General features: G+C 41.5%; 9 protein-coding genes and 1 pseudogene. 5 read left to right on the top strand and 5 right to left on the bottom strand.

Going from position 1 to position 14832, the window contains the following annotated elements; translation table 11 throughout:
- Positions 1-120 precede the first annotated feature (120 nt).
- The 5 genes and pseudogenes from V7D18_RS25610 to V7D18_RS25590 all read right to left on the bottom strand — a co-directional run bounded on the left by V7D18_RS25610 (position 121) and on the right by V7D18_RS25590 (position 10515).
- A complete protein-coding gene (locus tag V7D18_RS25610; RefSeq protein WP_426158678.1) occupies positions 121-315 on the bottom strand; it encodes a hypothetical protein in 195 nt (64 codons plus the stop codon).
- A 9-nt stretch (positions 316-324) separates the two neighbouring features.
- Positions 325-768, bottom strand: a pseudogene (locus V7D18_RS25605) (single-stranded DNA-binding protein).
- A gap of 63 nt (positions 769-831) precedes the next feature.
- Positions 832-5016 (bottom strand): N-acetylmuramoyl-L-alanine amidase family protein, encoded by a 4185-nt coding sequence (locus tag V7D18_RS25600; protein WP_426158676.1) that lies wholly within the window; start codon positions 5014-5016, stop codon positions 832-834.
- 8 nt (positions 5017-5024) lie between these two features.
- The gene (locus V7D18_RS25595) at positions 5025-8432 is read right to left on the bottom strand and encodes an InlB B-repeat-containing protein (RefSeq protein WP_426158674.1); all 3408 of its coding nucleotides are present in this window, start codon (positions 8430-8432) and stop codon (positions 5025-5027) included.
- A 13-nt stretch (positions 8433-8445) separates the two neighbouring features.
- Positions 8446-10515 carry a DUF6273 domain-containing protein gene (locus tag V7D18_RS25590; RefSeq protein ID WP_426158673.1) on the bottom strand — a complete coding sequence of 690 codons (2070 nt, stop codon included), beginning with the start codon at positions 10513-10515 and terminating at the stop codon, positions 8446-8448.
- A gap of 732 nt (positions 10516-11247) precedes the next feature.
- Between V7D18_RS25590 and V7D18_RS25585 the strand changes: the two genes are divergently transcribed.
- From V7D18_RS25585 to V7D18_RS25565, 5 genes are all read left to right on the top strand, one after another.
- Positions 11248-11460 (top strand): zincin-like metallopeptidase domain-containing protein, encoded by a 213-nt coding sequence (locus V7D18_RS25585; protein WP_426158671.1) that lies wholly within the window; start codon positions 11248-11250, stop codon positions 11458-11460.
- 95 nt (positions 11461-11555) lie between these two features.
- Positions 11556-12044: a GNAT family N-acetyltransferase gene (locus tag V7D18_RS25580; protein WP_426159241.1), complete on the top strand. Its 489-nt coding sequence runs from the start codon at positions 11556-11558 to the stop codon at positions 12042-12044.
- Positions 12045-12158: 114 nt separating this feature from the next.
- Complete coding sequence (gene istA, locus V7D18_RS25575; RefSeq protein WP_426158669.1) at positions 12159-13637, top strand: IS21 family transposase; 1479 nt, start codon at positions 12159-12161, stop codon at positions 13635-13637.
- Entirely contained in the window at positions 13634-14410 is a 777-nt protein-coding gene (istB, locus tag V7D18_RS25570) for an IS21-like element helper ATPase IstB (RefSeq protein WP_349666727.1), read from the top strand. The genes istA and istB overlap by 4 nt, the downstream gene beginning before the upstream one ends.
- Entirely contained in the window at positions 14403-14558 is a 156-nt protein-coding gene (locus V7D18_RS25565; protein ID WP_349666728.1) for a hypothetical protein, read from the top strand. The genes istB and V7D18_RS25565 overlap by 8 nt, the downstream gene beginning before the upstream one ends.
- Positions 14559-14832: the final 274 nt, after the last annotated feature.

Genomic DNA, 14832 nt, shown 5'->3' with positions numbered 1-14832 from the left:
CGTTATTTCTCATTTATTAAGCATGAACGGAACTCAGTTCCGCTCATGCCACAAGTGTTCTAAATTCTTTTCTATCGGTTAAACATATTCGGATGTCAATGTACAAGTATCTTTCAATTTCTAAGTAACGGTGAACTTGGGTTTTCTTGATATTCTTTTTACATAATACTCAGGCACATCTACATACTCTCCAGTATTTAGTAAAACTCCAACCAATTTATCACTTGTCCCTATCACGATTCCGTATTTCATTTTATTTTCTAACGTCACCGATACCGGAATGTTTTTGTTTTTTTCTTTAATAGTTAATTTCATCCTCTTCACCTATGAATTAAAAGGAAGTCCTTCGTCTTCGACACCATCAGGGATATTCATAAAGCCATCATCAACAGCTCTGGAAGGATCTGGTCTGGAATTATCACCTGATGCATTCTTGCTATCCGCAAACTCCTGATCATCCACAATAACATCAAATGTATAAACTTTAACTCCTTCTTTATTGATGTAGCTTCCAGTTTGGATTCTTCCTGAAACTAATACTCTCATCCCTTAGCGAAAATACTTTTCTGTGAATTCTCCTGCTCTGTCAAATGCAGTACAATTAATGAAATCAGCTGTCTGTTCATTACCTTCCTGGTTCCTTCGACCTCTCCGATCAATAGCCAGTGTGTATTTTGCAACTGCCAGTGACTTCTCTCCCTGAGAATATCTTACTTCCGGATCACGGGTTAACCTTCCCATTAAAATCACACGATTAGCGAAGTGGATATGATTGTTATAAATTTATTAAAATTGAAAGCAGCTCAGCCTTATCATACTTATCAATATTTTTCATGATATCCACTGGCCTTTTTCATTCACTGTATACCCGTCCGGGGTCACCGTGTTCATAAGCAGCTTTCCTTTTGTCCCATCAGAAACCGGGTTAAAGTAGTACCAGATACCATCTATATTTTGCCAGCCACTAAGCATCTGGCCCTGCGTTCCATCAGAAGCTGCTTTTAAATAGTATGTAACTCCATCTGCATCTGTCTGCCAGCCCGTCACCATGAAGCCGTCTTTATCAAACCGGAACCAGGAAGCCTTTTCCTGATCTCCCGTTGCAAATGGGTTACTAATATATGCCCATTCATCGGTATAGGTCCTGTCGGAAGCAAAGATCCACTTCCCATTTCCAGTCTGGGTCCATGTGCCGGTGATGGCACCAGAGGGAGCTGCCGGTCCTTTGATATTTCCTGCAGCCGTTACTCCTACGGATCGGCTACCGCCTCCCCCGCCACCACCTCCTCCTCCGGAACTGCCTCCAGAAGTGGTGTTATCAATGACCTTTAAATTTAATATTATCTGTACCGGATCAGAAAGCTTTCCATCACTGCTTTCCACATAGACAAAAGCGTTTGAACTTCCTGAGTACTGTGATTTTCCCAGTATCTCATTAATCCAGCCAGCGATTATTTCCTGCTTTTCATTAATCACAACAGCCTTGACATTTCCTTCTGAATCTACAGAAAGGATTCCTGAATCAGAGGACCGCCACTGGATTTTCTTTTTCTCCCTATTTTCTGGATAAACAGAAGCAGAGAATTTCTTTGCTTCCATACCGCTCCAGGTGTAAGTAGGGTTGGTTCTTCTTCCTGTTTTGGTAAGGACCAGATCGAATGTCTCACTGTTTCGGTCTGCTTCCAGGCATTCTGCCTGGAATGTAAGTTTAACCAGACAGGTGGCCGCTTTCCTTCCGTCTTTTGTAGTGGCCGTAATCTCCACATTCTTTTCTTCACGGTAAGGAGCTTTGCGAAGAGCTTCATTGATCCAGGCAGCACCATCAACTGGAGTTACATTTCCCTGCTCATCAACGGATAACGCTTCCGGATCAGAGGAAGCCCAGATTACAGTCCGGTCATAGGGTTTATGTTCCGCTGACTCATCAAGATCTGGGAGAACCGTTGCAGATAGTTTCTTTGCAATAAATCCCTTCTTATCTGCAATTTGTGAATGAATATCTCCGGTCATTTGGAAGCCAAGCTCATAGGATAACTCTTTCTCATTCAGAGTAATTCCTTCCGGAACCACTCTGGTCTGGTCATCCGTTACAAAGTTGATATTTACCTGGCAGACAGCGGAAGCTTTATTCCCAAGCTTGTCTTTTCCATCAACTGTAATGACAACATCCCGGTTTCCGCTTCCTGATACTTTCGCATAGGGATCGTTGCTTTTGATTCCATTGTCGGTAGCTATGATGTTACGAATCCAGGCGGCATCCTTTATTGCAGAAACCGACGCTTCCCGGTATGCCTCATTATCCTGTGTTACTTGTACCACTGCCGGATCGGAACTGGTCCATACCACTTCATCCTTAGAGAAGAAGTCCGGGGTGAACGTTGCCGTTAAGGACTGGGGAGCTGTTACTGTAACCGTTTCCTGTGGATTGATCCGGTCCCCAGTCAGAGTTCTTCTCACGGTATAGGTAAGCGCCTGTTTATCAAGAACTGCTCCTTCCGTTGCAACTAAGGTATTGTCAATGATCTGGAACGTAACATTGATTCTGCTGTTGGCAGTACAGGGTTTCCCTTCAAAGGAAGTGGAAGGTCTTGTTTGCGCCGTTAAAACTGCAACTCCACCATTTTGGTGTCCAGCTCCATAAATCATATTGGGAATCTTGTACTGGTAGTTCTCATCTGCCTGTTTCTTTTCTGCCTCCGCTATAATGGTTTGAAAGAAGGAGGAGGAAAGAATAACTGATAGGCTCGCTGACTGTGAGGTGTATCCGTCAGTTTCCTCATCATTGTTTTTTGCAAGACCAATAAGTTGGGGATCGTCAATGCTCCATTTCACCCGGCTGTCCGCCACGTCATTGTTGGCATCAATCACAGCTTTAATATTTACTGGCTGTACCTCGGTTCCTTTTTCTAACACACCGTTGATATACCGGGCGATCAGCTTCCCTTCTTTGTTCTTAATCTCTGTCGTTATTACCGGGTTTTTTCGGTTTCCGGTTCTGGTCTGAACAACTGCAAAGGTATAACTTTCAGGATCTACCGTTACTGATACGGCCACCTTCTTATAGAGCGCAGAAACGGTTACATTTTCCTCCGGCATGGTAAATGCATAAGCATGGCTGCTGTCGGAATAGGTACTGCTCTTTTTGATTCCCTTACTATTTACATAGAAAGGAGAATCTTCAATCTGGAATTTTTCTGTATCTGTATTTTTCGGTGCCGTTGTTACCGTGACCGCTGAACCAGCTGCAATAGCTCCCCGGTTTTCTTTATTAAGGGGTTTGGAATACTGGGAATTTCCTCGTACTTCCAAGGTTGCAATATCATAAAAGTTCTGGCCGTTTGCTATAGTATCAATCTGATTGACATTTAAAAGATATCCTCTTACAGGTCTGCCCAGAGAATCAGGTGCAAAGTGATCCAGGGTATAATCCCCAGACTCTTCATCAAGAACTGTCAGGATACCGTTTTCCAGTTCTTCATAAAAGTACTGATCCGAAATGGTCTTTTGTACTCCACCCTGAACCAGTGTGTAATAAAGATCTCCTGTATGCCAGTAACCGATATGGGCAGCGTAGGTATAATCATTATCATCCATGATTTCTGAACCGCAGACATTGGCATTTATCTTACTCTCCGTATCAGCAAATAAAAATGCCACATCCTCTATGTAATTAAAGTTTGTTGCAGCCCCCTGTCTGGTTCCGATAAATGTTCCTTCCCTTGCCATGGAACCAAGCTGGGAGTTTCCAATGGTTCCCGCAAAACGGGCTACTTTTATTTTCCCGGCTGCATATTTACCTGTAATTCCTCCGATGGCAGTCGAGCGATAACCACCAATGGTTCCGCTTACATAGGTGTTAAATACATTTGAAGCGTTCTGATACCCTACAATACCGCCAATGTATCCGGTTCCCTGGATTCTTGCAGTAGTTCCTGTGCCAGTAGATACCTCGCAGTCAATGATAGAGGAATTGGAAGCAACCCCGGTAATCCCTCCGGTATAAATAACTTCATTTCCTCCTTTAGCATCAATCATGACCTTTTCACAGATAGCATTCTCAATCACAGTACTGCTGATCTCTCCCGCAATTCCTCCGGAAATACCAGTGGAACTGATATCTGCATTTTTTACCGTCACGTTACGAATCTCACTGTTTTCTGCATATCCCACAACCACACCGATCCGGTCATTTCCTTTTATGGAGCTGCTGTCCGGAATTATGATCAGGTCATGGATGTTTGCATTGGATACCGATCCAAAGAGTCCTACGTTGTTATAACCAGCAAAGGAAGTCAATTTTAAATTTTTGATGGTCTTTCCATTGCCATCAAAGAAACCATTAAATGTGTGGGTAACTTCCCCAGACTTTTCAGAAAAGTCCTGATAAAAGCCAATGGGAATCCAATCCACCCCCTGAAGATCAATATTCGCACCCAAGGCAAAGTAACATCCGGAATAATCTCCGGCATATTTGGCTCCCTCCGCCTCCGGTACCATCATTCCCATGGCCGTAAGCTCGGATAGTCCCATAAGCTGCTCCCGGTTTTTAATCAGGTATGGTTTTTCTTCTGTTCCCTCTCCCTGACTTCCGCTTAAGAATTCAAAGCTTGTTTTCCCTGACCAGGAATCCCAGATGTCTCCCAGGAAACTGGAAGAAGGAACTGAAGAAAGAAAGGAAGCTGCTAAAACTTTTTTTACATCCGTGAAAGTAGGTTCTACTACTTCAGATGGCGTAGCAATATCTGCCGGATCTGTTATCGGAATTTCAATCGGTTCCGGATCTGCAGGGGGGATCTCTTCCGCTTCCTCTTCTGTCAGATCTGCTTCGGGAGTCTCATCATTATTAACGGTTTCTTCCTCTATTCCATTATCTCGGCCCGCTTCAGAGGGCGTGGCTACTTTTGAACTGGAAACTTCTGTCCCTGATTCCGCATATACAGTCCAGGGCGGTACTGCGGTGATTGTCAGGGTGGCACACATTACATATGCCAGCCCTCTCACAAATTTTTTTCTCATTGTTCCTCCTATTTATTTTTCCAAACTCCATTTTCATCTACTCGATATCCATCTGGAGTAAACTCATCTTGATACATTGATCCATAAGGCTTACCTGGTTTTAATGGATCATATTTCCAACCATCAGGATTACTTCCACTAGGATTGCTTCCATAATAGGTTTGTGACTCATTTTGTTTTGTAAAGTAATACCACTTACTGTCAATGAGTTGCCATCCGGTAAGCATCTTAGTCGTACTGGGATCAAAGAAATAGCTCTTATCATCCATTGGCTCGTAATTCCAACCAGTTAATGCGGCCCCGAACCTATCCCCTGGTTCTTTTTTAAGCTTATACCAGGTCTTTTCTCCTTCCAGATACCAGTCGTAATTTAGTTTTCCTGCTTCATCAATATGGTACCAATCTTTCCCGTCACCAACCCATTCATCCCTTGCTGTCGTTCCATCCGGCTTTGTATAGGTAACATCATAAGGGTTGTCCGGATTTGCGGCGAATGTACCTCCGGTATCCGGTACGGTTGGTTTTGCAGTACTATCAATAATCGGTGTAATAGGAACAGTTATTTTCTCTTCCTCAACCCGGTTCTCTGGTTCCGGCTTTATCGGATCTGGTACAGCAGGTTTTGAAATAGTATCCCATTGTGCATAATAAGTGGTGTCTCCTAAAATTGGAGTTTCTTCTATTACTTTAGTTCCCCTGGTGGGGTCAGTGTACCAGCCCAAGAAAATATATCCCTCTGCATTAATGGCGGGAAGTTCTCCTATAACTTGACCATAAGTAATTAACTTATCCTCTGGATTTTTCTTTAAAGCCTCCAGATTTCCGTCATAATGAACCGTATACTCATTTACTTTCCATTGTGCATATACGTTCAGATCATTTGACGGCATAACATTTCCGCTATAGGAATAGCAATTTCCTTCTGTTTCTGCTGAGTACCAGCCATCAAAAGTATATCCGGGCCTACTTACGTTGTTCTTCCCCTCTAAAAGAATTTGATCAAAGGAACCTCCATAGGTTATGGTATATTCTTCCTCTGCATTGCTCCCATCTAAGCCCCCTCCATTCCCTTCAAGGATAAGCTTATAATTGTTTTTATTGTACTTAGCCACGATTGTCGTATCATCCATAATGTTGGTGTAGGGTTTATCCCAGCCTATAAAGGTATATCCTTGTCTTTCCGGGTCTGCTGGTGGTGTTGCATCTCCTCCGATAACAACTTCTAGATTGCCTAACACTCTTCCATCCCAGTCCTTATAAGTGACAAGACTAGCGTTTCGGCTCCAATGAGCATATGCCGTAACATCATCTGCAGGCATTTTATTTCCTGTATAGGCATATTTCTCTCCTCCGGTAGGTTTGGTGTACCAACCATCGAAAGTATGATATTTCCGCGTTGCATTATCTCTTCCATCACTCAAAGACTGATCAAAAGAATCTCCATAAACAAAATTCTTCTCCTCATCGTTTTTTCCATTTAGTGCCCCACCATTCGCATCAAGAGTTAACACATAGCTGTTTATTTTGTAAATAGGTTTTACAACTGTATGATCCCCTATTGATGTAGTATCTGTATCCCAACCCACAAAGGTATATCCGGGACGTGCCGGCGCAGCTGGAAGCGTTGCTGATTCTCCTACTCCCACCACCTGGGTACCGATGACATTTCCTTCCCAGTCCTTATATGTGACGGACACTGTCTTCTTTTCTTCATATTTTGCGTTAACCACGATATCTTCTCTTATGTCACTAAAATCAGTATCCCAGCCGATAAATTTAAACCCATTAGGTGTTGTTATATTTTTAGGTTCAGTGGCTGAACTACCAAATGGAACCTGTTGAGTTTCAATCACACCGTCTATGCCTTTGAAAGTAACTAAATGATTTTGAAGATTCCATTTAGGAAATATATAAGTTACTTTACCGCTGCCATCTGGTACCCAGGTACTCAGTTTTTCGCCATCATCTGTAACCCAACCGTCAAAAGTTGCATTAAAATTTCTACCGTGCTCTAATGGACTATTTTTCCAATATGTAGTTCCTTCTAGTGTAATTCCGTTTCTAGGTATTAAATCAAGGTTATATGATACACCTTTCTTCTTAACCATAATCCGTTTCATGTTCCAATAGCCAAATGGACCTTTAATTGGATAACCGTAAGGTCTATCCATAAACCTGTCATTCACAAATCTTAAATATTTATCACCGTTTATTCCGGAATACGGAAAATTAAGATCTTCTTCATATAGGGCAACGAGGACATCGTAATTATCAGGAACCCAAACTGCATAGAAAACTTGTGTTGTTAAATCTTTCTTTTTTATCTTGGTTCCTGAAGGGTAAAAAACATTGTAATTAACATGATAGGGATAATTATAATTTTGTGGACTAAATCGTATTGTTTTATTACCCTTGGTAGTACTACTAATATCCAGGTCATAATAAGATGCTCCCCTCATGTACCCAAGCAGCCGCTGCCCTTCTAACGTATAGTCTTTTAGTGTATAGTATTCATCACCGTCAGATACATCTACCCAATCTGTATACTTAATATTATCAGTTCCATTAGTTGGATCATCTGAATTGCAAAGATTATATATTATTTCAACTTGGTTAGCAGCGAACAAACTCACGCTAGGATCAATAGTGGGGCTCATATCGTAAATGCATCCTTCATTGTCTGCATAATACCACTGTTCTACCGAATCACGCACATTACTAATACTGCCGTAAAAGAAATAACCGAGCTCTTCGTTTAAGTCCCTTCCTTCGAGATCTTTTTTTAATATTCCGTTTACATACCATATGCTATAGGTACTGAAATCCCAGTTTGTGAAACCTTTTACTTCCTGCCTTTCATATAAGAAAATACTTTCATTATCTGAAAGTAAACGGTTTGAAAAGTCAGACCAGTTTGATTTTGTAGGGGATATGTTATCGTAAACATAAGGAGCCAAATTATAATATTCATCAACCAGATCTACTGAAATTGATAGCTCTATTTCGCTCTTATCATCTACCTCATACCAAAGAGGAAATTCCGCCTCGCCTTCTACATATCCATAATCTCGATACTGCATTTCTCCATATCTGTCTTCAAATTTCCAGAACTTTTTTCCTGCCTTTTTAACCTGGGAGTAATATTCTGGAATCTCCTCTGGCTCTATCTGGACAAATTTCACGGCCTCCGAAGGAGTTGCTTTATTCCCTGGGATTTCAGCCTCTGACTGGGTAGCCACCTCTGCCACATTTTTTTCTGCTTCAGATGGAGAAGCAAGCGCTCTCATTGCTTCTTCCATGCTTGATTTTGTCGTCATTTCATTGAGCGCAAAAGATGGTGGCGCATACCCTACCGTGGATATTGCAATAACAGCAGCAAGGCAAAAGCTTAAAATTCTCTTTACATTTCTTCTCATGTTACTTTCCCCCTTATCCCTGTGGAATCGTTATGGCCGGTCTGAACCCTATGCCTGTCTCTGATACATTAACTGGCTGTATATTCCCGTCTGTCAAACTGACTGCGTAAATTCCTTCACCAGACCATGAATCTGCCAGACCTCCATTTTGAGGAGTCCGCAGATAATAGCCTTTTGAATAAGCAGAGATCTGGGAATCCGGATTATTTGTTTCACTGCCACCGAATTTCCATAGATAATCCCGATACTTTAACGCTTCTTCCACGGACAGAATAAAGATCTTATCCTCCATAGACTGATACAACCGATCAAATCCCATTAAGCTGCTTTCATTCAGCTGCTCATACGTTGCTTTCCCGGTGGAACCTATGTATGATCTGGTAATGCCGATATAAGTATTATGAATAAACAGCGAATCGAAAACATTATTCAGCAGCCACTCACGGATCTTTGAGTACTTATAGTTATTGTTATCTCCAAAATTAAACTTTTCGGATACTCCCATGATGTCAGACCGGATCACACTATCACAAAGAAACAATGCAGCTTTTTGACTGTTCCCCATTGCATCCTCGTAATCCTCATCAATGCAGCGAAATAAATAGATCCGGTTTCCAACGGTCCTGGCCTGGATATCCCCCAGGCTGTAATGAACCACTTCTGGCGCCTCATCTGTCGGCTGGTAACAGATATCACAGGTGCCGTCATGATCTGTATCTGTATGTCCTGTTGCAGGTAATATCACTGTTTCTTCCTTTCCGCACTTTGCGCATCTCACGGTCTCATAACCGTTATTCATACAGGTAGGTTCCACTCGTTCAATCACTTCATAGCTGTGACTGCAATTACCTTCTTCATAGGTTTTCTCGAAACCCACTCTCATAACCGTGTAAGTATCGCCATCTATGACAAACTCTGCCCGAATCAGCTGGGATACGTTCTTAATATTTAAAATTCTCTGGCTGAGAATCATGGTTGCAGGAGTATGATTCTTTGCAATTAAGTACACCTCCTTGCGGTCTGATCCGTCTGCCATAGAAGCAAGGTTTAAAAGCCGTTCATTGCTTTCTTCCAGACTTTTTGTAATAAGCTGCTGATTTAATGGCTCTTCCCCAGTAATAGCAAGATCTGCTTTTCTCGCTGTATCCAGCCATTGACTCAGTCTGTTTCTTGCCTCCTGATCCGGATCATCTTCCTCTGGCAGCTTCTCGCCTTTTTTAAATTCCACATAATATTTCTGTGTTCCGGTTCCGCTCACAACCGTACTCCAGGGACTGGATACCAGAGAATGATAATAATACCGGTCCTTTCCAATAACTGTTTCCGGAAAGTCAATCGTAAGTTCCGTATATTCCTCACTCTGCCCGCTCTGGGATTTAAAAATTTTATTGCTGTGATTATTCTCTTCTACAAAGTATAGCTTCCATGAAACCTTTTTCGCTTCAGAAGGAGAAGCCGGCTTTGACTGCTCTGCATTAGAAGGGGTGGCCGGTTCCTTTTGTGGTTCCTCTGGATTTCCATACTGGGGTTTAGCGTTATTTTTTGAACCTGACCTGCTATGTCCAGATCCACCACCTCCTCCGGTACCTCCTCCTGAAAAATTTCCCGTAGATACTGTCTTTTTTGTTACTGCTGTCTGTATTCCTTTTCCAGCTTGATACTGCGCGATTCCATCTCCATTAATCCAGGCCCCGGAGCTGTTAACCCGAAACCCATCTGGGGTCCGCGTATTTTCATACATTGCCCCTTGCGGGTAATGAGAATCAGGATTTTCCGCCAGGTAATAGCAATACCCGTCTACCCAGTGCCATCCAGTCAGCATTGATCCTTTTGATCCATCCGATACCGGATTAAAGAAATACCATCTCCCGCCAATTTGCTGCCAGCCGGTTACCATGTACCCAAAATCATCGAAGTAGAACCAAGCGTTATCGATCAACTTCCAAGTACTATTTTCATAAGTCTGACCCCTTTCATAGCGCCAGTGGCCATTATTTTGAATCCATGCTCCATAGCTTGGAACAGGAACACTTCTTATCATTAAGAGAACAGTTAATAAAACAATTTTTTTCTTATTATTCATTGTAAATATTCATCACTCCTTCTTATTTGCCTCTTTTTCTGCCAAAGCAGCCCTTTTTCCTTGTGGCAGCACTCAGATTAACCTAATAACTGTTTAACAGCAGTTCTACATAGTCAGGCAAACTCACCTGTAAAAAAATCATTTTCTGATCATTCACACACCTCCCATCCTAAAATAAAATTCAAATTTCTCTGTGTCTAAAACAAATTTTTCAACTTTGCAGAGGAAAGACGTCTTTTTCCCATCTTTGCGTAAATTTCTAACAACGCTCCCTTCTCATCTATCTGCTCTGTATTGGTAAAATAAATTGTTATTGGTTCACCCTCTTGGTACAATTCTGGTTCCTGAAGTGACCAGAAATACAACTGTTAAAAAATACATTACATACCGTCATTAACGCCATACTGCTACCCTCCCTGGATTAAGTAATCATCCCCGCCATACACGGGCTATGGATCTAATTGGGTATAACGATGTAAATCTCACAAATGTACAGTTGTGGTTGGGACACCTAACATTCAGATCACAATGATAAATTATGGAAGGAGGGGAATTAAATGGCTGACTTAGAAAAATTAATCTATGAGTTGGAAATTACAGAAGAATAACACAGTAGCTTAAACAGACTGTGATGGTTTAAGCCAAGAAGTTAGATGTGTGGATTTATATGGCAAAGGAAAAATCAAGAAAGTATAAGAACATATGGGAATAAAAGTGCAATGAGACCCCATTGTGGCACATTCAACTGATCATACAGATCGCCTAAACCGTCCTATGATGAACATGCTCGACACTCTGGATTACGCAAGAGAAGAACTTAACGCTGAAATTGGAACAATATTTACTAAATGTAATTTGGGAATTGAGTTTGATGAAACGGGATACATAGAAGAACAGCATACGGCAGAACTAATTATAAATCCTATTATACCAGAACTTTCATAATTATCAAATACCAGGAGAAAAATTAATGAAAAATTAACAACTCAGAAAAAACAGCTGAAAGTCCAAGAATCAATATTGCCTTTGAAACTGATTAAATTGCAGTACTTCGTTTAGTAAAATTAGATAATAAATATAAAACACATCTAAATGATATGATGGAAGAATGGTATGCATCAGGTGAAAAAATCGTTCCTTATGCAATCGTAAGATATGACTATCGTGATTTTGAAAATTATATTAATTGTTTAGACAGCAACGTTGAAAAAGAAGGATATGTACCATATTCCACGTTATTTTGCCTGGATGAAGAAAGAAATTTGTTTGTTGGTGCCGTTAACATCAGACATTATCTAAATGAATCTCTGCTATTAAATGGTGGACATATCGGAGATGGTGTACGGCCTTCGGAAAGAAGAAAAGGAGTTGCAACCAAGATGATTGGACTTGCCCTGGAGGAGTGCAAAAAGATTGGATTAGATAAAGTTTTAATGGTATGTGATAAAAAGAACGTAGGTTCCGCAAAAAGTATAGTGAATAATGGCGGTGTCCTGGAGAATGAAATTTTGGTTGAGAGTTGTAAATGATATTATAAAAGTGTACCACTTCAACACTATTTGACACTGAATTAGTTTACCACCTTGAAATAAATTCCTGTAAGATTGAAAAGAACAAAAATCTTACAAGGAGATGAAAGAAAGGTGATTATTGAAGTGGATTTATACTCTCAAATCCGCACTCTCCATACGGAGGGTGAATCCCAGCGGTCTATTGCCAAACGTCTAGGCATTTCCAGACAGACCGTCAAAAAGTATTGCGAAGGCAATACACATCCAGATGTGCGCAAATCTTACACCCGCACAAACAACGTCATTACAGATGACATCACAAACTTTATCATTGCCTGCCTAAAGCAGGACATGGAAGAAAAGCTGTCCAAACAGCAGCATACTGCCAAACGAATCTATGACCGACTTGTTATAGAAAAAAGCTTTACTGGTTCCTACTCTACAGTTCGGGAGGTGGTACGAAATCTACGGGCAGAACAGCTTGTCCCTCCCCAGGCCGATATTCCATTGGAATACGATGTAGGCGATGCCATTCAAATCGACTGGGGTGAAGCCACCATCTATCTGGATGGTAAGAAAACAAAAATCAACTTCTTCTGCGGAAGGCTCTGTTACAGCTGCGACATATTTGTACAGGCATTTTATTCACAGAATCTGGAGTCCTTTCTGGAAGCCCAGCAGAGTATGTTTGATTATTTCAAGGGCATTCCTAAAAGGCTCATCTTTGACAATGCCAAGGTAGCTGTAAGTGAAGGTTTTGGTCTGCATGCCAGAGCTACGAAAGGGTATAGGTCCTTTGCCGCCCATTATGCTTTCCAGACAGATTTCTGTAACATTGCCAGTGGTAATGAAAAAGGTCTGGTGGAAAATCTGGTGGGTTATGCCCGCCGAAATTTCATGGTGCCGGTTCCAAGAGTCGCTAACCTTGCAGAGCTGAATGAACATCTTATCAAGGATTGTCTGAAATACCGGAACACTCACAAGGTAGATTCACGCTCCTGCAAAGTAAAGGAAGCTTATGAAAAAGAATGGTACTATTTAAAGCAGATCCCAGCTTACCGCTATGATACCAGCCGTATTGCTACTCCAACAGTTGGAGATTATTCAACCCTCCGGTTTGATAAGAATGATTACTCGGTTCCTGTCCGCTACCTGCGTAAGCAGATGACTGTAAAAGGCTATGCCAATGAGGTATGTATCTTCCATGAAGGAGAGCTGGTTGCAACCTTTTGCCGGCTCTATGGATCCGGTAAAATAGAATACCGGCTGGAGCATTACATTGACCTTCTGGAAAGAAAACCACGCGCTGTATTTCAGGCAAAGCCTGTCAGACGAAATGTGACCAAGGAACTGCTTGACTGGGGAAGACTTCTTCCGGGCGGCAATAAGGAGATGGTAAAGCTCCTGCGTCTATGCGTTGACTATGGCGAAGAAAGAATCCTCTCCATCAGGGAACAGCTTCCAAAAAACATCGTGCCATCCGTGGATATGATACGAAGCCAGCTCCATGAGAATCCAGAATCAAATATCGTATATCTAAGTAATGAAATTCCGGTTACTCAGACTGATCTCACCAAATATGATGAAAAATGTGGAGTGGCTATACGATGAAAGAATTACAGGCACAAACCATTGAAATGTATTCTAAACAGCTGCGGACACCGATGTTCAACAATTACGCCGATGTTATACGACAGTTAGATAAAAATCAGGGCTATGAGTATTTCCTCATACAGCTGATGAAACTGGAACTGGATTCCAGACAAGAAAGCACTCGCAAACGCAAAATAAAAGTAGCATCTTTCCCCTATATAAAGACCATGGATGAGCTGGATTTTTCCCGCTTTGAACACATGGACGAAGCATTTTTAAAAGAACTTTCCTCCTGCGGCTTTGTCACAAAGAAACAGAATATCGTAATGATAGGCAATCCAGGAACCGGCAAGACCCACCTGTCCATAGGACTTGGCGTGAAGGCCTGTATGCAGGGCATGAACGTAAAGTTCTATACAGCAGCTAATCTTTCCAATGAGCTCATTGAAGCTCAGGACAATCATCGGCTGGTTCGCTTGGAAAAACAGATATCCAAAGCTGATTTGTTAATTATTGACGAGCTGAGCTATCTGACCTTCAACCGGCATCAATCAGAGCTACTATTTAAAGTGGTGGCAGACCGTGCAGAACGGAAAAGTGTCATCGTTTCAACAAATCTACGGTTCTCCGAATGGACTACCATGTTTGAAAACCAGACCATGGTGACTGCATTAATTGACAGGCTTACTTTCCGGTCGCATGTATTAAATATGAATTCAGACAATCCTTACCGTGCAGAGCATGCTGCTGTGGTATCTGATGATGGAAAGGAGGAATCTGTTCATGAATAACCTATCATACAGCCAGCTGGAGATAAAATACCAAGAGGCGCTTGAAACCATTTTTGATCAGCAGATGGAGATCAAAGAACTGAAACAGGAAATCAATGATTACTGCCAGGCAATTGATGAATTGACAGATGTTGTTGGTACAATGTAATAACATATGGGGAATGCTCCAGGGTATTCCCCTTAATCAGAAGCAAAGTGGTAAACTTTTTCACTGTCAAATGGTAAACTTTTTCAGTGTCACGAGTGGTAAACTTTTTAAATGTCAAAATCATCGGATTGGTAAACTAATTCGGTATCAGCCTGGTAAACTTTCAAAAGGTCAGGTGGTAAATATTTTCATTGACATTCACAGAGAGTATTGTGGAACAAAGATATTGGATCAGTATTAACTAAATTACAATTAATTACGATATCATTTTATC

It is taken from the genome of Lacrimispora sp. 38-1, from assembly GCF_049890855.1.
Classification (GTDB): Bacteria; Bacillota; Clostridia; order Lachnospirales; family Lachnospiraceae; genus Lacrimispora.
The sequence above is the reverse complement of the archived record's forward strand: the minus strand, read 5'-3'. Positions and strand labels throughout refer to the sequence as shown.

Excerpts from the sequence above, each read along its gene's own strand:
- V7D18_RS25610 (WP_426158678.1), bottom strand. The coding sequence starts at position 315 with ATGAAATTAACTATTAAAGAAAAAAACAAAAACATTCCGGTATCGGTG.
- V7D18_RS25600 (WP_426158676.1), bottom strand. The coding sequence starts at position 5,016 with ATGAGAAAAAAATTTGTGAGAGGGCTGGCATATGTAATGTGTGCCACC.
- V7D18_RS25595 (WP_426158674.1), bottom strand. The coding sequence starts at position 8,432 with ATGAGAAGAAATGTAAAGAGAATTTTAAGCTTTTGCCTTGCTGCTGTT.
- V7D18_RS25590 (WP_426158673.1), bottom strand. The coding sequence starts at position 10,515 with ATGAATAATAAGAAAAAAATTGTTTTATTAACTGTTCTCTTAATGATA.
- istB (WP_349666727.1), top strand. The coding sequence starts at position 13,634 with ATGAAAGAATTACAGGCACAAACCATTGAAATGTATTCTAAACAGCTG.
- V7D18_RS25565 (WP_349666728.1), top strand. The coding sequence starts at position 14,403 with ATGAATAACCTATCATACAGCCAGCTGGAGATAAAATACCAAGAGGCG.